This window comes from Actinomyces radicidentis (genome assembly GCF_001553565.1).
GTDB lineage: Bacteria > Actinomycetota > Actinomycetes > Actinomycetales > Actinomycetaceae > Actinomyces > Actinomyces radicidentis.
Genome location: NZ_CP014228.1, coordinates 1,449,827 through 1,467,129, shown reverse-complemented (window position 1 = coordinate 1,467,129; position 17,303 = coordinate 1,449,827). Strand labels below are relative to the sequence as shown.

Genomic DNA, 17,303 nt, shown 5'->3' with positions numbered 1-17,303 from the left:
GGTCGGGGCCGGTCGCCCGTCCCAGGATCCCCCACGATCCCGGTGACGGCCGACCGGCCCCGACGCTGAGTCAGCCCCTGCGGCTGCTCAGCCCTTGACCGCTCCGGCGGCGACACCCTCGACGATGTGCTTCTGACCGAAGAGGTAGAAGACGACGATGGGGATGATCGCGAGGACGAGCATCGCCATCTGGGCGCCCATGTCGCGGTTGCCGTTGGAGCCGATGAGCATCTGGATGACGATCGGGATCGTCTTGTAGCGCTCGTCCTGACCGATGACGAGGTTCGGCAGGAGGAAGTCGTTCCACACCCACATGGCGTTGAGGATGGCGACCGTGACCGCCGTCGGCTTGAGGAGCGGCATGACGACGCGGAAGTAGCTCTGGAGCGGGGAGCAGCCGTCCATGTAGGCGGCCTCCTCGATCTCCAGCGGGATCGACTTGATGAAGCCGGCGAAGAGGAAGACCGACAGCCCGCCTCCGAAACCGAGGTAGAGGACGATCATGCCCCACGGCGTCGCGAGGCCGAGCATGTCCGCGATCTTGACGGTCGGGAACATGACCATCTGGAAGGGCGCGATCATCGAGAACGCGAAGAGGTAGTAGATGAGGCTCGTCCACCACGTCTTGACGCGCGTGATGTAGTACGCGGTCATGGCCGTGAGCAGCACGATGACGGCCACGGAGCCGACCGTGATGAAGAGCGACCAGCCGATCGCGCGCGCGAAGCCGGACAGCTGCAGGCCGGTCACGTAGTTGTCGAAGCCGGAGAAGGTCTCCCCGTTCGGCAGGCTGAAGGGGCTCTCCGAGATGAAGAACTTGCCCTTGAAGGAGTTGACCAGGATGAACAGCAGCGGGACGACCCAGATGAGCGACAGGATCGCCAGGAGCGCGGTGAGGAGGTTCCGACCGGCGCCCTGCTTCTGACGGGCCGGCTTGGCGGCGGCTCGGCGCCCGGTGGAGCCGCCGTCCGAGACGACGGCGGGGTCCTGGTTGGCGGTGACGGCGGTGCTCACGCGTCGACCTCCTTCGAACGGGTCGCGCGCAGCTGGATGAGCGCGATGACGGCGACGATGACGAAGAAGATGACGGCCTCGGCCTGGGCGACGCCCTGCTTGCCGACCTGCTTGTACATCGCCTCGACGATGTTGAGGGCCGCCATCTGCGTCTGCTTGAGCGGTGCGCCGTTGGTGAGCGCGAGGTTCTGGTCGTACATCTTGAAGGTGTTCGCCAGGGTGAGGAACAGGCAGATGGTGATGGAGGGCATGACCATCGGGATGGTGACGTTGCGCAGGGTGCCCCAGCGGGACGCGCCGTCGATCTGGGCGGCCTCGATGAGCTCGGGCGGCACGTTCTGCAGACCCGCGATGTAGATGATCATCATGTAGCCCATGAGCTGCCAGTTGACGAGCAGGATGAGGCCCGCCATGCCCAGGTGCCAGTCGTTGACGATGGTCTGGTCCCAGTGCTGGAGGATCGCGTTGAGCATGACCTGCCAGGTGTAGCCCAGCACGATGCCGCCGATGAGGTTCGGCATGAAGAACACGGAGCGGAAGAAGTTCGTGCCCCGGAGCTTGCGGGTGAGCAGGTAGGCCAGGACGAAGGCGCCGAGGTTGACGGTGATGATCGAGATGACCGAGACGACCGCCGTGAAGCCGAGGGCGTGGACGAATCCGGAGCGCTCGGCGAAGGCCTTGGCGTAGTTCTCGGTGCCGACCCACCGCCCGTTGGTGAGGGTGGTGAACTTCGTGAAGGACAGGTAGAGCCCCGTGAAGAAGGGGACGATGAATGCGATGAGGAAGGCCAACAGGGTTGGCCCCGCGAAGATCGGGAAGTACTTCTTGAGTGCCTTGGTCATGGTGCCTCTGTTCGACCGATCCGGTGAGCCGGGCCGGGCTGGGACGGGGAACGGCTGACGACGGCGCCCGCGCCGCTCGTGCGAGCGGCGCGGGCTGCGTCGTCGGACCGAATCAGGCCGACTTCTCCGACTTCCACTCGGACACGAAGTAGTCCTTCACGGCGGACCAGTCATCGCTGCCGGCGGCGTACTGGGCGAGGTGCTGACCGAGCTGGTCCTTGAAGTCCTGGCTCGGGAAGGTCTGGAAGACCCAGTTGATCGGGGTGAGCTCCGTGTTGTTGAGGTACTCGACGAGCTCGGAGCCGAGCGGGTCGGCCGGCTTGAGGTCGGCGAAGGCCTTGTAGGGCGAGGCGGAGACGACCGAGTTGTCGGTGAGGAGCTTGGCGCCCTCGGCGTCGGTGAAGAGCCAGTTGAGGAAGTCGGTGCTGGCCTTCTGGGCGTCCTCGTCGGCCTGGGAGTTGATCGCGAGGTAGTTCTCGGTACCAAGGGCGATGCCGGTCTTGTCCTCGCCGTCGACGCCGACGTAGATCGGCATGAAGTGGACGTCCTCCGACTTGACCGTGTTGCCGTCGACGTCGGAGATCTGTGACCAGGCCCACTGGCCGTTCTGGACGAAGGCGCACTGGCCGAGCGCGAACTCGGACATGGAGTCGGTGACCGTCTTGGCGGAGGTCTCCGAGGGCTGGACCGTCGAGTTGTTGAGGTAGAGGTCGAAGATCTGCTGGTAGTTCTTCGAGTAGGTGAGCTTGAGGTCGTCGGTGTCCGTGACCTTGTCGTCACGGAACTCGTAGAAGACCGGGTAGTTCGCGAGGTGGGTCTGCCAGCGCCAGTCCTCACCGGGTGCCAGCGAGGTGCAGGCGAAGGCGCCCTTGATGCCCAGGTCGTCCTTCTTGGACTGGATGTCCTCCGCGAGGGCCTTGAGCTTGTCGAAGCCCTTGACCTCGTCGATGGAGGTGACGACGGCGCCGTCCATCGCGAAGTACTTCTGCAGGATGGCGTCGTTGTAGATGATGCCGTAGCCCTCGGTGGCCAGCGGCGAGCCGTAGATGGTGCCGTCGTCGGACTTGAGCGCCATGGAGTCGTCGGTGAGGGCCTTGACGAAGTCCGTGTCGGACAGGTCGAGGGCGTAGTCCTGCCAGGTGGCCAGGCCGACCGGGCCGTTGATGTTGAAGATCGTGGGCGGGTTGGACTTGGCGACCTCGCTCTGGAGCGTCTGCTCGTAGGTGCCGGAGGCGGCGGTGACGACCTTGACGGTCACGCCGGTCTTCTCCTTGTAGGTGGAGGCGATCTTCTTGAAGGCCTCCTCGGCCTCCGGCTTGAAGTTGAGGAAGTAGACGCTGCCCGAGCCGGCCCCGTCGGAGGAGTCCGAGCTGGCGGAGTCCGAGCCGTGGGAGCAGGCGGCGAGGGTGGCGGCGACGGCGGCTGCGAGGGAGCCTCCGAGAACGGTGCGGCGGGAGACGGGGCGCATGGTGGTCCTCCTTTGGACACGTCGGCGTGGGCGGGATCAGCCCGAGGTGCGCTGGGTTCGACAGGGCTCCGCGATGAACGGTCGGCCCGATCGGCGACACCTCATCCTTGCACAAGGGAGCAGAGATTTCTGCAAACCTTGCACGATTCACCTCGCGTTCACCCGCGCGGCTCTCGTGAGCGCGTCGCCGCGACGCAGCCGCAAGGCCCTCGGCAACCTCCGGGTGAACCGGCTACGGCCGGTGGACGCACGTCGCCCCGGTCCTCCACGAGGGAGGACCGGGGCGACGGTCTGTCTCAGCGGCGCTGGGGCCGGGCCGACGGGCGCACGTGGCGCCGCCGGCCGGCGGGCTCAGTGCTGCTTGGAGGCGGAGCCGACGGAGCCGAGGCGCTCGCAGGCCTCGACGACGCGGGCGGCCATGCCGTCCTCAGCGGCCTTGCCCCACGAGCGGGGGTCGTAGACCTTCTTGTTGCCGACCTCGCCGTCGATCTTGAGGACGCCGTCGTAGTTCTTCATCATGTGGTCCGCGACGGGACGGGTGAAGGCGTACTGGGTGTCGGTGTCGACGTTCATCTTGATGACGCCGTTGCGGACCGCCGTGGCGATCTCCTCGGCGGTGGAGCCGGAGCCGCCGTGCATGACGAGGTCGAACGGGGAGTTCTTGTCCCCGACCTTGGTGGAGAGGCGGTCGCCGAGGCGCTTGGCGACCTCGTCCTGGATCTCGCCGAGGAGCTCGGGGCGGAGCTTGACGTGGCCCGGCTTGTAGGCGCCGTGCACGTTGCCGAAGGTGAGGGCCGTGGTGTAGCGGCCGTTCTCGCCGAGGCCGAGGGCCTCGACGGCCTTCCAGGCGTCGTCCGCCGTGGTGTAGAGGTTGGCGTTCTCGTCACCCGAGATGCCGTCCTCCTCGCCGCCGACGGCGCCGATCTCGATCTCGAGGATGGTGTTGGCCTTCTTGCTCATGGCGAGGAGCTCGACGGCGATCTCGATGTTGTCGTCGAGGGACTCGGCGGAGCCGTCCCACATGTGGGACTGGAAGGCGGTGGGCTCGCCGCGCTTGGCCTGCTCGATCTCGATCTCGAGGAGGGGCTTGAGCCAGGTGTCGACCAGCTTGCGCGGGCAGTGGTCGGTGTGGAGGGCGAAGGTGCCCGGGTAGAGGTCACCGACGGCGTAGCCGTAGGCGGACAGGGCGAGGGAGCCCTTGACGCGGTCGGCGATGGTGTGACCGGACCAGTAGGCGGCGCCACCGTTGGAGACCTGGATGATGCCGTCGGACTCGGCCTCGGCGAAGCCCTGGAGGGCGGCCGAGAGGGTCTGCGACGAGGTGACGTTGATCGCGGGGATGGCGTACTTGCCAGCCTTCGCGCGGTCGAGCATGTCGGCGTAGGACTCCGGGGTTGCAATGGCCACTGGGTGCCTCCTGAGGAAAGTGATGAGTCAGTGGTGCGTGGCCGATTCTCCCACGGATCGCCGGTGAGGTGAACCGGGCGATGGTCCCGAATCCTCCTGCCGGCCTCGACCCGAGGCGGCCGCGTCAGTCAGTCCGGGGCCGGCCCGGCGTGCTGGAGCACCCAGGTGTGCATGGCGACGGCGGCCGCGGCCGCCACGTTGATGGAGCGGGTCGAGCCGTACTGGCCGATGCGCAGGAGGCGCGAGGCCCCGGCGAGGAGCTCCTCGGAGACGCCCGCCCCCTCGGAGCCGAAGACGAGGAGGCAGCGCTCGGGCAGCGCCTCGCCCTCGAGCTGACGGGAGCCCGGTCCGTTGTCGATGGCGACGACCTCGTAGCCCTCTGCGGCCGCCCACGTCAGGAGCCCGGCGGGCTCGGGGTGGTGGCGAACGTCGAGGTACCGGTTGGTGACCATGGCGCCGCGCTTGTTCCACCGGTGCCGGCCGACGACGTGGACCGCGCCGACGTTGAAGGCGTTGGCCGTGCGCACGATGGAGCCGATGTTGAGGTCCTGGCTCACGTTCTCGATGGCGACGTGGAGCGGGTGGGCGCGGGCGGCGAGGTCGGCGCGGACCGCCTCGACGGTCCAGTAGCGGTAGCGGTCGACGACGTTGCGGCGGTCGCCGTCGCGCAGGAGCTCGCGGTCGTAGCGGGGGCCGTCCGGCCAGGCGGCCTCTCCCCCCGGCCACGGCCCGACGCCGACGACGCGGCGGTCGGCGGGCTCGTCGCGCTCGGCGGGCAGGCCCGCCCAGTGGTCGCGGCCGGGTTCGGCGGCCCCAGCGCTCGCGCCGTCGGGCTCGCTCACAGCTTCGCGGCGTTGGCGCCGATCTCGCCCATCGCGCCGGGGAAGAAGTTCTCGACGGGGCGGCGGCCCGTGCGTCGGGTGTGCGCGGTGTTGAAGATCCCGTGCGTGAGGCGGTTGTAGCCCGGAACGAGGTAGTTGTAGCGGGCGCCGGCGGTGTCGACGTCGTCCCAGGCCTGCTCGTAGGCGGCCTGAGCGGCCTTGACCTCGGCGTCCCCGCCCTGCGACTGGCACGAGGCGTCGAGGACGGCGCTGAGCGCGGTGACGGAGTCGTTGAGGCGCGACTCGCGGCGGGCGCGGTCCGAGGGCGTGCCGGTGCGGGCGGCGTCGGCGACGGCGGACTCGACGGCCTCGCGCTGGGAGCTGGTGACGAGCCCGCGCTCGTCGACGGCGCGGACGAGGGACTCCGCCGCCTGGTGGTGGCCGACGAGGCTCGCCTCGACGCCGCGCCACGCCTCGTCGATGCTCGCGCCCGCCGCCACGAGGTGACGGCCCCGGACACCGACGCCGTAGAAGTAGCCGGCGACGAGCAGCAGGACGACGATGACGGCGAACCACGTGGCGGTCATGGGAGCCTCCAGTCAGCTTGCGGTGGGGTCAGTCCAGCCCGAGGTCGGACAGGCCCAGGGCGGCGTGGTAGGGCAGGCCCTCCGCCTCGATGCGCTCCTTGGCGCCGGTGTCGCGGTCCACGATGACGGCGACGGCGAGGACGTTGGCGCCGGCCTCGCGCAGGGCGCCGACGGCCTCGATCGGGGAGCCGCCGGTGGTGGAGGTGTCCTCGAGGACGACGACGTTCCTGCCCGCGACGTCCGGGCCCTCGACGCGGCGCTTCATGCCGTGGTCCTTGGCGGCCTTGCGGACGACGAAGGCGTCGAGGTCGAGGCCGCGGGAGGCGGCGGCGTGGAGCATGGCGGTGGCGACCGGGTCGGCGCCCATGGTCAGGCCGCCGACGGCGTCGACCTCGTCCGTGCCGAGGCCGGCCTCCTCGAGCATGTCGAGCATGACATGGCCGATGAGCGGGGCGGCCTCGTGGTGGAGGGTCGCACGGCGCATGTCGACGTAGAAGTCGGACTCGAGGCCGGAGGCGAGGGTGACCCTGCCGCGGACGACGGCGAGGTCGGAGACGAGCTGGGCGAGGCGTGCGCGCTGGGCGTCGTTGGTGGTCACGTCCCCAGGCTAGGCGACCGGCGTGCGTGAGCGGGCTCGGAAGGTCCCGTGGTGGCCCGGATCATGGTCACGAATGAGCACCGGAACCGTCGGGAGCGGGGCCGCCCGCCCTTGCCACCGGTCCGTCGTCCGACGCGGCGCGGCCCCGGCTCAGCCGGCGTTGATGCTCGCCAGCTCGGAGCTGATCGTGTCGGGTCCGAGAACGCCGACCCGAGTAGCCGCGACGGTGCGGTCGGTGCCGATGAAGTAGTGGGTCGGCAGCCCCATGACGCCGTACGCGGCGGAGACCGTCTGCGTGGAGTCCGCGACCTGGGTCGTCGTCAGGCCCATGCGCTCGGCGTAGGAGCTCACCGTCTGGGTCCCCTCGCCGACGTAGACGACGACGACGTCGACGTCGGGGTGCTCAGCGGCCGCGGCCTCGACGTCCGGCATCTCGGTGCGGCACCCGGTGCACCAGGTCGCTGCGAAGACGAGCCACACGGGCTTGCCGGAGGAGGTCACCGCCTCGAGGTCCACGGGCTCGCCCTTGAGGTCCGTCGCGGTGAAGCCCGGGGCGGTCTGGCCCACCGCGGGGGCCTTCTGGGCTCCCTCGACCTGGACCTGGCTGACCGCGCCGGCGCTGACCTGCGTGTCCGTGGCGTCCTCGGGCCTGACCACCCACCAGGCGGCGACGGCGATGGCGAAGGCCGTCACCGAGATGACGGCGAGCTGGCCGAAGCTCGACCGGCGCAAGCGGGCGCGCCACGCGGGCTCGTCGGCCGCGGACCGCGGCGAGCGCCGCGCTCCCCGCGTCCCGGCGGCGTCCTCGGGATGCTCCTTCGTCTCGACCTCCTCGGGCTCGAGGAACTCGGTCATCTCGTCGTCAGGATCAGGCGTAGGCATGGAGTCCTCCGAAGAACAGGTTGCCGAGGTAGGTGAAGATGACGGCGACGAAGCCGAGGATGAGCAGCCAGGACGCACGGTTGCCGCGCCATGAACGGGTGACGCGCGCGTGCAGGTAGGCGCCGTAGATGAGCCACGTGACGAGCGCGGCTGTCTCCTTGGGGTCCCAGCCCCAGTAGCGGCCCCAGGCCACGTTGCCCCACAGCGCGCCCAGGATGAGCATGAGGGTGAGCATCGGGAAGGTCACGACCGTGGCCTTGTAGGCGAGGTCGTCGAGGACCTCCTGGCTGGGCCACCCTCGCCACCGCACGCGCGGAGCCAGGAGGTGCATCGCCGCGGCTCCGAAGGAGACCACCGCCGCCCCGTAGCCGATCGAGGCCGTGAGGACGTGCAGGGTCAGCAGGGGCGAGTTCTGCAGCGCCGGCATGAGGCGGTTCGGCTCGTAGGACAGGGTCGACGCGTAGACGAGCATCCCCAGGATGACGGGGACCACGATCATCGAGACGGTGCGCACCCGGTAGCGCCACTCGAAGAAGACCTGAGCCACGAGCATGCCCCAGGCGAAGGCGACCGCGAACTCGTAGTGGTTGGACAGCGGCGCGTGCCCCACGGCGACCCACCTGGCGACGAGGGAGCCGGTGAGCAGGAGGAGGGCGAGCTGGCTCGCGCGCGACGCCCACCAGGTCACGGAGAAGCGCGGGAGGGTCGCGTGACGCACGCCCCCGGTCACCTCGACGCCGCGGCCCGCGGTCCCGGTGTCGATGACGACCGTGGTGCGGCTCGGTCCCGCGCTCACCGCTGCCGCGCGGGGCGCCCTGCGGACGGCGAAGACCGCGCCGAGGTACGCGATGGTGGACAGGGCGACGAGGGTCGTCGTCAGCAGGAGGAGCGCCTGGGAGTACTCAATCATCGTCGTGGGTCCTTCCTTGGGTGCTGAGGATCTGCTCGCTGGTGCGGACGGCCATGTCCGTGAAGGACCTGGCGAAGCCGGAGTCCTGGCGGTCCGGCGAGGCCATCCGGACCCGTGCGCCGTCGGCCTCCTCGGTGACTCGGAGCCACACGCGGTGGTGGCGCAGGAACATGGTGAGGAAGGTGCCTGCGGCGAGGAGCCCGAAACCCGCCCAGACGATCCCGGTCCCCGGGTCGCGGCGCACGATGAGGCCGGTGAACTTCTGCTCGCGCTCGAAGGTGTAGGTGTAGGTGCCGACCTTGGTGGGCACGCCGGCGTCGATCGTCGTGGAGGCCTGGGCCTCGGTGGCGGTGGGCGAGTCGTAGGTCTCCACCTTGATCTGGCCGGGGGCGATGCCCGTGCCGGTCGCGCCCGAGGCCGCCCCGATGACGTAGGCCACGCCGCCGTCGGGCAGCGGCAGGCGCCCGTAGGTGAGGCTCTTGTCCTGGGTGGTCCACTCGAGCGGCACGCCCCCGGCGAACACCTCCTTGCCGGAGCCGTCCGTGATCGTCACCATCGCCGAGAAGCCGAAGTAGGCCTGGTGGAGCATGACGCCGTCGTACGTGAGGGGCGTGTTGACCCGGACGTCGTCACGGTGCGCGACCTCCTCGCCGTCCTTGAGGAGGGTCAGCTCGGCGACGTAGTCGGAGGGCTGCCCGTCCTCGTAGTACGCGTCGTTGAAGTCGTCGGCGACCACCGTGAGCCCCGTGCCGTGCCCGACGTCGCGGGACTGGCCGACCGTCACACTGAACTCCTCGTCCCGGAAGCCGGTGAACGCGGAGACGAGGAAGCCGACCATGATAACGATGAAGGCCGTGTGCGCGAGGACGGTGCCGAAGGGGGCCCAGGCGTTGCGGTCCATGTAGGCGTTGAGGCCGGGCCCCCGATCCTCCCGGATGACGCGCATGCGGTGGCGGCGGGCGTCGGCCACGACGGCGTCGAAGGCCTCCTCGGGCGCCACGGGCACCGTGTAGGTCGCGCGCAGCCGGGCTCGTTCGAAGAAGGCCGCGGTCACCCGCGTGCGGGGATGGCGGGCGTTGCGCAGGAGGAGCGGGATCCGGTGGACCGTGCACGCGATGATCGACAGCGCCAGCAGCGCCATGACCACCAGGAAGGGCACCGAGGTGAACATGGTGAAGACGCCGATGGCGTTGAGCACGTCCGTCCACCCGCCGTAGACGGGCCGCACCGACTCGATCCACCGCGCGATGGCGTCCTCGTCGCCGCGCATCGACAGCGGCACCTGGCGGAAGATCGCACCGAGGAAGGACAGGAGGCCCGCGAGGAGGATGAGGACCAGCCCGACGGTCTTGTTGTAGAAGAGCGCGTAGACCTGCCGGAGGAACTGGCGGGGGCTGAGTCCCACCTCCGAGTCGAGACCGTCCGCCGCGGTCGTCTGAGCCCGCTTCTCGGTCGCCCGGGGCGCCGGGTCGGCGTCGGGGGCGGCGTCGGTGTCGAGCGGCGGTGGCGTGGAAGTAGTCATCGCGTCGCTTTCTCTAGGTTCCGGCCAACGGCGTCAGTGCCGAGAGCCGTGCGAGGACGTTGGTGATCATGAGGAAGCCGATGACGACGAGCACCGCACCGCTGGTGAGGGAGACGCCGACGTGGTGGCGCCGGAACCAGCCGAATCGCTGCGTCACCTGCGCGGACCCGACCGCCACGGCGATGATCGGCAGGCCGAGACCGGCGCAGTACGCGACCATGAGGCCCACCCCGCTCCACGCGGTCGCGCTCATGGTGGCGAGCGCCAGGATCCCGCTGAGGATCGGACCGATGCAGGGCGTCCACCCTGCTCCGAAGACGACGCCCATGACGCCGGCGCGCAGGGGCGAGGGCGCCGAGCCGGCGGGCAGCTCGGCGCGGACCAGTCGGTCGAACGCACCGACCCGCAGGAGCCCGGCGACGTGGAGCCCCATGAGGACGAGCACGGCCCCACCGGCGATGCGCGCGTAGACCGCGTAGGGGCCGAGCGACCTGCCGAGCAGACCGATCGACGCCCACAGCGCGATGAAGACGAGTGAGAAGCCGACGACGAAGGCGATGGCGTTGCTCATCGCGCCGCGGCGGCTGACCGCACCGGAGTCCGTCCCCACGAGCTGCCCCACGAAGGCCGACACGATCGGCAGGAAGCACGGCGAGGCGAAGGACAGGATCCCGGCCAGGACGGCGACCGGGAGGGTGACCTCCATCGTCTCAGCCCTTCCCGCCGGTCGAGGGGCCGGCAGCCGGCGTCGCGGCGGACGACGAGTGGGCATCGTCGGTGCCGGTCTCCCCGAGGACCCGGGCCTGGTGGCTGCGGGCCGTCTCCGCCATCTCGGAGGAGGGGGCGAGCTCGATGACCTTGTCCCAGGCCTGCATGGCCTGAGCGACCTTCGGCGGCTCCTGCGCCATGTAGAGGAAGCCGAGGTTGTACCAGGGCTCGGCGACGTCGGGCAGGAGCTCCGTGACGCTCTTCCAGTGCGTCTCGGCCAGGTCGTACTGGTTGCTCTGGTACTCGGCGACCCCGATGGTCAGCAGGGCGTCCGCGTTGTCGGGATCCTGGTCGAGGATCTGCTGCAGGTAGGTGATGGAGTCCTGGTAGAGGGCGGCCTGCAGGTACATCACCCCGAGCTCCTGACGTGACTCGAGGTCGGACGGGTCTGCCTCGGCGGCCTTCTTGAGCTCCGCCTCGCGGTCGGCGTCGACCGGGACCGCCTCGTCCATCGAGGCGAAGTCCGTGGGGAGCGCCGTCGCGGCGTCCGTGGTCTGGACGACGGGGTGGTTCGAGGGCATGCCGGAGGCGGTGAGCCCCTCCCCTCCGCGACCGTGCTGCTAGATGATGATGACCACGCACGCCGCGAGGAGCGTGACGAGCACGAGGTTGAGGCCCGTGAGCCCGGTGCGGCGCTGCAGCCGGGACTCACCCCTGGCAGCGGTGGACGCCGCCTCAGGGGCCGTCGTAGCCGCCTCCGCCGTCGCGTCGTCGGAGCCCGCCGTCGCGTCGTCGCCCTCCCCGGACCGGCGACGCCGGAGCCGGCCCAGGCCGAACCGGTGCGAGCGTGCGGCTCCGGGGCGTCTTACGCCGTCCCGGACGACCTCGTCCTCCTCGAGGAGGTCCTCCACGTCGGCGGCTCCCTCGTCCTCGGGGTCGTCCGGGAACGGGTCGAAGAGCTCGATGTCCTCGGCCGGGTCCGGGTCGGTCTCCTCATGGAGGCCCGCCTCACCGTCGGGCGCGCCCGTTGGGACCTCGTCGGGGACAGCCTCCTCGGACGCGGAGCCGGCGTCGGAGCCGTCCGGCATCCCGACCGTGGGGCCGTCGGCCCCGGCGAGGTCCGACGCACCGTCCACCTGGGCCAGCTGCTGGCGGGCCCAGTCCTTGAGGTTGTCGGGAGCCGTGGCGAGGAAGGCCTCGAGCTCGTCTCGCGTGGGCCTGGTGCCGTCATTGTTCATGAAGAGGAACCAATGCTGTGTCGGGGAGGCCGGGACCGGCCTGGGTCAGGGGTGCGGGTGCGTGCGCTGATCGCCTCGCTCAGTCCTTGTCCGCGGGCATCTTCGGCAGCTCGACCGCCGGCCCGTTGCCGTGCTCGGTCTCGACGCCCTTGAGGGCGAGCTGGCCGGAGCGGGCCCAGTCCGTGGCCTGGTTGAGGATCGAGACGGAGTAGGCGGGGGCGTGGAAGCCTCGACCGTTCTCCGAGAAGGAGTAGTCGACGACGAACTGCGCCTTGCGCTGATAGTCGCGGGCGCTCTTGAGCTGCTCCTCAGTCGCGGAGCCGTCCTTCGACGCGGCCGTGATGTCATTGATGAGCGCGTCCAGGGCCGTGAAGGAGACGTTGAGCGAGTCCTCCCACGTGGTCTGGATCGTGTCGACGCGGTCCCGCATCTCATCCGCCGTCGCGTGGTGGCAGGTGAGGCAGCTGGCGTTGATCGTCTCGTCACTCGCCATCGGGCTCATGATCTGGTGGTTGGAGACCTTCGAGGCGCCGTCACGCTCGTAGGGCATGTGACAGTCGGCGCAGGTGACGCCGTTGGCGGTGTGGACGCCCTGGGACCAGGTCTCGAAGTCGGGGTGCTGGGCCTTGAGGATCGGGGCGCCGGACTCCGCGTGGGTGAAGTCGGTCCAGCCGACCTCGTCGTAGTAGTCCATGGCGTCGTAGACGGTGAGACCGTTCTTCCACGGGAAGGTGAGGGTCTTGCCTTCGCCCTTGAAGTAGTACTCGACGTGGCACTGGGCGCACACGTAGGTCCGCATCTCCTGCGGCGTGGCGTCGCGGTTGACGTCGTAGTTCTGGATGCCCTCGTCGGCCTTGGCCGCCTTGATGCCCTCGATGAAGGCGGGGCGCGTGATGGTGAGCTCCATCGTCTTGGGGTCGTGGCAGTCGATGCAGGCGATGGTGCCCTTCACGTGCTGGACGGCGTCCTGGTAGCTCATCGCGTTCATCGCGTCGAACCCGGCCTGACGGTCGCCGTCACCGAGCTCGTCCCAGACCTCCGGCATGGAGCCGTGGCAGTTGAGGCACGTTCCGGGTTGCTTGAACTTCTCGGGGTCGGTGCGCTCCGTGTTCATCTGGTCGGTGAGGGCCCACTCGTGCCCACGGGGCTCGGTGTAGTCCACCGCGAAGGCGTAGCCGCGCCACATGTGCTGGGCGCGCGGCTCCGCGTCGATGCGGGACTTCGTGTGGTACTCGCGCGGGTCGTCGGCGGTCGGGTCGACCTTGACGAAGTCGCCGTCGGTGTCCTCGATGGTGCGCTTGTACGAGTCGTACTGCAGCGGGAAGTTCTGCCCCCACACGGCGGGGTCGTAGGTGGTGTCGTCCATCTCGACCACCGCCGTGAAGGGCGTCTTCGCCTCCTGCTTGTGGTCGAAGATGGTGGTCAGCAGCCACGTCAGCGTGCCGGCCGCCACCGCTACCACGAGGAGCACCGTGATCGGCACCCACTTCTTGCGGGGCCCTGTCCAGGTGGTGGGCTCGGGAGAGGGTTTCGCTGAGGAGCTCATGTCACATCACCTTTCGTGCCCGACGCCGTCGTGGCAGCGGATGCACGACACCGTCTCACCGCTGTGGGCGGAGCTGTTCTCGATCTGTTCCACGAAGTCCCCGTGGCAGTAGAGGCACGCGGCCTCGGTGATCTCGCGGTTGTGCTCGCGGATCTGAATGTTCTCGGGGTAGTTGCCGAGGGTGAACTTCAGGGAGTGCCAGAAGCCGTTGTCCGCCTTGTTGATGTACTTGGCGACGAGGTTGTCGTGCGGGGCGTGGCAGTCGTTGCACGTCGCGACGTCGTGGTGGCTCCCGGCGAGCCAGCCCTCGTACTCCTCGTTCATGGCGTGGCAGTTCGCGCAGGTCTGGGGGTCGTTGCCCAGGTAGCCGGTGACCCCGGAGTACTGCAGCGTGTAGACGCCGACACCGAGGACCACGCCGAGGAGCGAGGCGAGGGCGATGCCGGCCCACCCGGTGAAGGCGTGCGTGAACTCGCTCCAGAGGCGCTTGATCAGTCGGATCAGACGGCGCACGGCACACCTCCCAGGACCGGCTCGGCTCGACGTTGAGTCGTCCCACGTGTTCCGGGAAGGGCGTCCTGCCCTGGGGATCAGTAGGACGTGTCCCTCAAGGATACGGAGCCGTACTGGGCGCCCGCCACGGCTCGGAGCTCACATGGCGCACCTGGCGACCTCATGCGACTCTCACACCCTTCTGTTATAGGACCTTCATCCCATGGCAATGGGTTGGCAGAAGGCGCACCGCACCGCCACGGGCTCGTCGACCCGGCGGACCACCGCCACGCCCCACCCCGGGCACCGGGGCGATCCGCCGGACGCACGCGTCGCGGCCGCCACCCGGGCGTGGGCGGCGGCCGCGACGGAGAGGTGGGACCGACTCAGGCGAGGGCCGCGAGGGCCGCGTCGTAGTCGGGCTCCTCGGCGACCTCGGAGACCTGCTGCGTGTAGACGACCTTGCCGTTCTCATCCGTGACGACGACGGCGCGCGAGAGGAGGCCGGCGAGCGGGCCGTCGGTCATGGTGACGCCGTAGTCCTCGCCGAAGGAGGAGCGGAAGGCGGAGACGGTCTCGACGTTGTCGATGCCCTCGGCGGCGCAGAAGCGGGCGGCGGCGAAGGGCAGGTCCTTGGACACGGAGACGACCGTGGTGTTCTCGAGGTCGGCGGCGCGCTGGTTGAACTCGCGCAGGGCCGCGGCGCAGACGCCGGTGTCGACGCTCGGGTAGATGGAGATGACGAGGCGGCGGCCGGCGAGGGAGTCGCTCGTGACGGCGGAGAGGTCGCCGGCGACGAGGTCGAAGGCGGGGGCCTGGGAGCCGACCTCGGGCAGCTCGCCGACGGTCTGGACAGGGTTTCCCTGGAAGGTGATCGAAGCCATGCACTGATCATGACAGCCGATCAGTCGACACGCCAGGGAACACAGGCGCCTCTGAGTTCGCCCTTGGCGTCAGCGTCCGGCGAGAGCGGCGAGAGCGGCGTGAGTACCGCGTCAGTACTGCGTCCGCACGCTCGCGTGGCCGGCGACGCGGCGCACGAGCCAGCGCGGGCTCACCCGCAGGGCCGCGTTGACGGCGAGGTAGCGGGCCGAGGGCGTGCAGATGACCTGGCCGCGGCGCACGGCCGCGAGCGCCGCCCGCGCCACGTCCTCGGCGCGCAGCCAGGCGACGCCGGGCCACTGGTCCCCCATGCCGGCGCGGTCGTGGAACTCGGAGCGGGTGAGCCCGGGGTTGACGACGGTCGCGGTGACGCCGGTGCCCCGCAGCTCGGAGGCCAGGCCCTCGGTGAAGGTGCGCACCCAGGCCTTGTGGGCGGCGTAGGTGCCCATGGCGGTGAGCGCGGTGGCGCTGGAGACGTTGAGGACGGCGCCGCGGCCCCGCTCGACCATGCCTGGCACGGCGGCGTGCGTGAGCTCGAGGACGGCCTGCACCATGACGGCCAGCGCCCGCTGCTCCTGGGCGAGGTCGCCGCCGACGAAGCGCTGACCGACGGCGAAGCCGGCGTCGTTGACGAGGAGGTCGACGGGGCGGGCGGCGACGTCCTCGGCGCTGTGGGGGCGGTCGTCGGCCTGGTCGGCCCGGGCCGCACCGACGTCGTCGGACGCACTGGCGTCGGGCTCGTCGGCCCCGTCGGGCCGCCCCGCGGCACGCAGTCGGGCGGCGACGGCGGCCCGCCCGTCCGGGGTGGAGAGGTCGGCGGGCAGGACCTGCGCTCCGACGCCGGCGACCTGGTGGAGGCGCTCGGCGAGGGCCTCGAGGCGGGCGCGGTCGCGGGCGACGAGGACGAGGTCGTGGTGGGCCTCGGCGAGCTGCCAAACGATCTCCTGACCGATGCCGCTCGTAGCGCCGGTGACGAGTGCGGTTCCCATGGGTCCTCCTGAGGTACGGCGGGGGTGGTGGCGCGACGGGGTCGCGCGCCGAGGTGGTCCGCTCAGCCCCGCTGGGCGGCTTGCTGCGCGGCCGCGAGGGCGGTGGCGACCTCGTCCGCGGCCGGAGTCGGGTTGGAGCCGACGCCGCTGAGCGCGTCGACGACGGCGTCCCATGCGGGCGCGTAGGTGACGCCGGCGGCGTCCTTCGTGGTCGTGGCGAGGAAGCCGGCGACGTCCTGGCCGCCCCAGGCCTTGGCGAGTGCGTCGCCCGTCGTCGGGGTCGTGGTGGTCGAGGCGGCCACGAGGCCGGCGTCGGAGAGCTCCTGGACGTGCCCAGCGAGGAAGTGGGCGGCGCGCAGGGCGTCCGCGGTCTGCTCGCAGCCCTTGGGCACGCACAGGGAGGAGCCGCCCTCGAGGACGGCGGTCCCGGAGCCGGAGACGGTCGGCGCGGCGGTGAGGGTCCACGCCTCGGCGCCGTCGGGCAGGAGCGAGGCGACCTCGCTACCGCGCACGACCGCGCCGAGGAGGGTCCCGGAGGTGATGGAGGCCTGGACGACCTGCGCCGCCGAGTCGCCCGTGGCGAGCACGTCGATCTGGTCGGTGAGCACCTTCTGGACGGCCGCGCCGACCGTCTGGGAGGCCTCGCCGTCGACGGCGGCGGTCCAGGTGCCGCCGTCGGCCGTGAACCAGGCCCCGCCGTCGGCGGTGGTGAGGGCGGCCATGCGGTGCGCGGAGCGCTCGGGATCCCAGGTGACGACGTACTTGCCGGCCGGGCCGCCGGCCCAGCCCTCGCTGCTGAGCTCGGCCCAGCTGGCGGGTGCGCTCCACCCCTGCTCGGTGAAGGCGGCTGCGTCGTAGGCGTAGACGAGGGGGTCCACGGTGAGGGGGATGCCGCACAGCACGCCGTCGACGGTCGTCTGGGCGAGGGAGCCCTTCGTGTAGGAGCCCGTGTACGAGGCGGCGGCCTTCGTGACGTCGGAGAGGTCGCCGGCCCCGTACCAGGCGGGGAGGTCCTCGGCCTCGACCTGCACGAGGTCGGGCACCTTCCCCTTGGCGACGGCGTCGGCGACCTGCTTCTCCAGCTCGTCCGCGGTCCCGTCGAAGTGGAGGGCGGTCATCTGGACGTCGGGATTGGCCTTGTTCCACTCCTCGACCATGGCCTCGAGAGCCGCCGTGGCCGCGTCGGGCAGACGGTGCCAGAGCGTGAGCATCGCGATGGTCTCGGTGGATCCAGCCCCGGAGGAGCCGGGCCGGTTGCAGGCGGCGAGCGCGGTGGCCGAGGCGAGGGCGGCGGTGGCGCCGAGCACCCGACGGCGACTGAGGGCGGTACGGGGACCGTCCGGCTGGGCGTGGGACTGCGTCTGCGGCATGGGGGCAGTCTCGCACCCGGCCGGTAC

General features: G+C 70.3%; 18 protein-coding genes. All 18 read right to left on the bottom strand.

Annotation, left to right across the window (positions count from 1 at the left end; translation table 11 throughout):
• Window positions 1-87 precede the first annotated feature (87 nt).
• The 18 genes from AXF14_RS06150 to AXF14_RS06065 all read right to left on the bottom strand — a co-directional run bounded on the left by AXF14_RS06150 (window position 88) and on the right by AXF14_RS06065 (window position 17,276).
• Entirely contained in the window at window positions 88-1,014 is a 927-nt protein-coding gene (locus tag AXF14_RS06150) for a carbohydrate ABC transporter permease (protein ID WP_084355401.1), read from the bottom strand.
• A complete protein-coding gene (locus AXF14_RS06145; RefSeq protein WP_067941713.1) occupies window positions 1,011-1,856 on the bottom strand; it encodes a carbohydrate ABC transporter permease in 846 nt (281 codons plus the stop codon). The genes AXF14_RS06150 and AXF14_RS06145 overlap by 4 nt, the downstream gene beginning before the upstream one ends.
• Before the next feature lie 112 nt (window positions 1,857-1,968).
• On the bottom strand, window positions 1,969-3,324 hold the full coding sequence (locus tag AXF14_RS06140) for an ABC transporter substrate-binding protein (RefSeq protein ID WP_067941711.1): 1,356 nt from the start codon (window positions 3,322-3,324) through the stop codon (window positions 1,969-1,971).
• Between the two features lie 351 nt (window positions 3,325-3,675).
• A complete protein-coding gene (fbaA, locus tag AXF14_RS06135; protein ID WP_067941709.1) occupies window positions 3,676-4,731 on the bottom strand; it encodes a class II fructose-bisphosphate aldolase in 1,056 nt (351 codons plus the stop codon).
• A 128-nt stretch (window positions 4,732-4,859) separates the two neighbouring features.
• A complete protein-coding gene (locus AXF14_RS06130; protein ID WP_067941707.1) occupies window positions 4,860-5,573 on the bottom strand; it encodes a TrmH family RNA methyltransferase in 714 nt (237 codons plus the stop codon).
• Entirely contained in the window at window positions 5,570-6,139 is a 570-nt protein-coding gene (locus AXF14_RS06125) for a hypothetical protein (RefSeq protein ID WP_067941704.1), read from the bottom strand. Before AXF14_RS06125 ends, AXF14_RS06130 begins: the two co-directional genes overlap by 4 nt.
• A gap of 28 nt (window positions 6,140-6,167) precedes the next feature.
• On the bottom strand, window positions 6,168-6,737 hold the full coding sequence (pyrE, locus tag AXF14_RS06120; protein WP_067941702.1) for an orotate phosphoribosyltransferase: 570 nt from the start codon (window positions 6,735-6,737) through the stop codon (window positions 6,168-6,170).
• Between the two features lie 150 nt (window positions 6,738-6,887).
• Window positions 6,888-7,619, bottom strand: a complete 732-nt coding sequence (locus AXF14_RS06115) for a TlpA family protein disulfide reductase (protein ID WP_169798254.1) — start codon at window positions 7,617-7,619, stop codon at window positions 6,888-6,890.
• Window positions 7,606-8,529, bottom strand: coding sequence for a c-type cytochrome biogenesis protein CcsB (gene ccsB, locus AXF14_RS06110; protein WP_067941698.1), 924 nt, complete (start codon window positions 8,527-8,529; stop codon window positions 7,606-7,608). Before ccsB ends, AXF14_RS06115 begins: the two co-directional genes overlap by 14 nt.
• The gene (locus AXF14_RS06105) at window positions 8,522-10,051 is read right to left on the bottom strand and encodes a cytochrome c biogenesis ResB family protein (RefSeq protein WP_067941696.1); all 1,530 of its coding nucleotides are present in this window, start codon (window positions 10,049-10,051) and stop codon (window positions 8,522-8,524) included. The genes ccsB and AXF14_RS06105 overlap by 8 nt, the downstream gene beginning before the upstream one ends.
• 13 nt (window positions 10,052-10,064) lie before the next feature.
• On the bottom strand, window positions 10,065-10,757 hold the full coding sequence (locus AXF14_RS06100) for a cytochrome c biogenesis CcdA family protein (RefSeq protein WP_067941694.1): 693 nt from the start codon (window positions 10,755-10,757) through the stop codon (window positions 10,065-10,067).
• Between the two features lie 4 nt (window positions 10,758-10,761).
• On the bottom strand, window positions 10,762-11,340 hold the full coding sequence (locus tag AXF14_RS14445) for a tetratricopeptide repeat protein (protein WP_067941693.1): 579 nt from the start codon (window positions 11,338-11,340) through the stop codon (window positions 10,762-10,764).
• A 39-nt stretch (window positions 11,341-11,379) separates the two neighbouring features.
• Entirely contained in the window at window positions 11,380-11,997 is a 618-nt protein-coding gene (locus AXF14_RS14440) for a hypothetical protein (RefSeq protein WP_067941690.1), read from the bottom strand.
• Window positions 11,998-12,076: 79 nt separating this feature from the next.
• The gene (locus AXF14_RS06085; protein WP_067941688.1) at window positions 12,077-13,543 is read right to left on the bottom strand and encodes an ammonia-forming cytochrome c nitrite reductase subunit c552; all 1,467 of its coding nucleotides are present in this window, start codon (window positions 13,541-13,543) and stop codon (window positions 12,077-12,079) included.
• Between the two features lie 6 nt (window positions 13,544-13,549).
• Window positions 13,550-14,056 (bottom strand): cytochrome c nitrite reductase small subunit, encoded by a 507-nt coding sequence (nrfH, locus tag AXF14_RS06080; protein ID WP_236756080.1) that lies wholly within the window; start codon window positions 14,054-14,056, stop codon window positions 13,550-13,552.
• A gap of 365 nt (window positions 14,057-14,421) precedes the next feature.
• The gene (gene tpx, locus AXF14_RS06075; protein WP_067941687.1) at window positions 14,422-14,919 is read right to left on the bottom strand and encodes a thiol peroxidase; all 498 of its coding nucleotides are present in this window, start codon (window positions 14,917-14,919) and stop codon (window positions 14,422-14,424) included.
• A 111-nt stretch (window positions 14,920-15,030) separates the two neighbouring features.
• Window positions 15,031-15,906, bottom strand: a complete 876-nt coding sequence (locus AXF14_RS06070; protein WP_067941685.1) for an SDR family NAD(P)-dependent oxidoreductase — start codon at window positions 15,904-15,906, stop codon at window positions 15,031-15,033.
• A gap of 62 nt (window positions 15,907-15,968) precedes the next feature.
• The gene (locus tag AXF14_RS06065) at window positions 15,969-17,276 is read right to left on the bottom strand and encodes an ABC transporter substrate-binding protein (protein ID WP_067941683.1); all 1,308 of its coding nucleotides are present in this window, start codon (window positions 17,274-17,276) and stop codon (window positions 15,969-15,971) included.
• Between the last annotated feature and the right edge of the window lie 27 nt (window positions 17,277-17,303).

Excerpts from the sequence above, each read along its gene's own strand:
- AXF14_RS06145 (WP_067941713.1), bottom strand. The coding sequence starts at position 1,856 with ATGACCAAGGCACTCAAGAAGTACTTCCCGATCTTCGCGGGGCCAACC.
- AXF14_RS06140 (WP_067941711.1), bottom strand. The coding sequence starts at position 3,324 with ATGCGCCCCGTCTCCCGCCGCACCGTTCTCGGAGGCTCCCTCGCAGCC.
- AXF14_RS06125 (WP_067941704.1), bottom strand. The coding sequence starts at position 6,139 with ATGACCGCCACGTGGTTCGCCGTCATCGTCGTCCTGCTGCTCGTCGCC.
- AXF14_RS06115 (WP_169798254.1), bottom strand. The coding sequence starts at position 7,619 with ATGCCTACGCCTGATCCTGACGACGAGATGACCGAGTTCCTCGAGCCC.
- ccsB (WP_067941698.1), bottom strand. The coding sequence starts at position 8,529 with ATGATTGAGTACTCCCAGGCGCTCCTCCTGCTGACGACGACCCTCGTC.
- AXF14_RS06105 (WP_067941696.1), bottom strand. The coding sequence starts at position 10,051 with ATGACTACTTCCACGCCACCGCCGCTCGACACCGACGCCGCCCCCGAC.
- AXF14_RS06100 (WP_067941694.1), bottom strand. The coding sequence starts at position 10,757 with ATGGAGGTCACCCTCCCGGTCGCCGTCCTGGCCGGGATCCTGTCCTTC.
- AXF14_RS14445 (WP_067941693.1), bottom strand. The coding sequence starts at position 11,340 with ATGCCCTCGAACCACCCCGTCGTCCAGACCACGGACGCCGCGACGGCG.
- AXF14_RS14440 (WP_067941690.1), bottom strand. The coding sequence starts at position 11,997 with ATGAACAATGACGGCACCAGGCCCACGCGAGACGAGCTCGAGGCCTTC.
- AXF14_RS06085 (WP_067941688.1), bottom strand. The coding sequence starts at position 13,543 with ATGAGCTCCTCAGCGAAACCCTCTCCCGAGCCCACCACCTGGACAGGG.
- tpx (WP_067941687.1), bottom strand. The coding sequence starts at position 14,919 with ATGGCTTCGATCACCTTCCAGGGAAACCCTGTCCAGACCGTCGGCGAG.
- AXF14_RS06070 (WP_067941685.1), bottom strand. The coding sequence starts at position 15,906 with ATGGGAACCGCACTCGTCACCGGCGCTACGAGCGGCATCGGTCAGGAG.
- AXF14_RS06065 (WP_067941683.1), bottom strand. The coding sequence starts at position 17,276 with ATGCCGCAGACGCAGTCCCACGCCCAGCCGGACGGTCCCCGTACCGCC.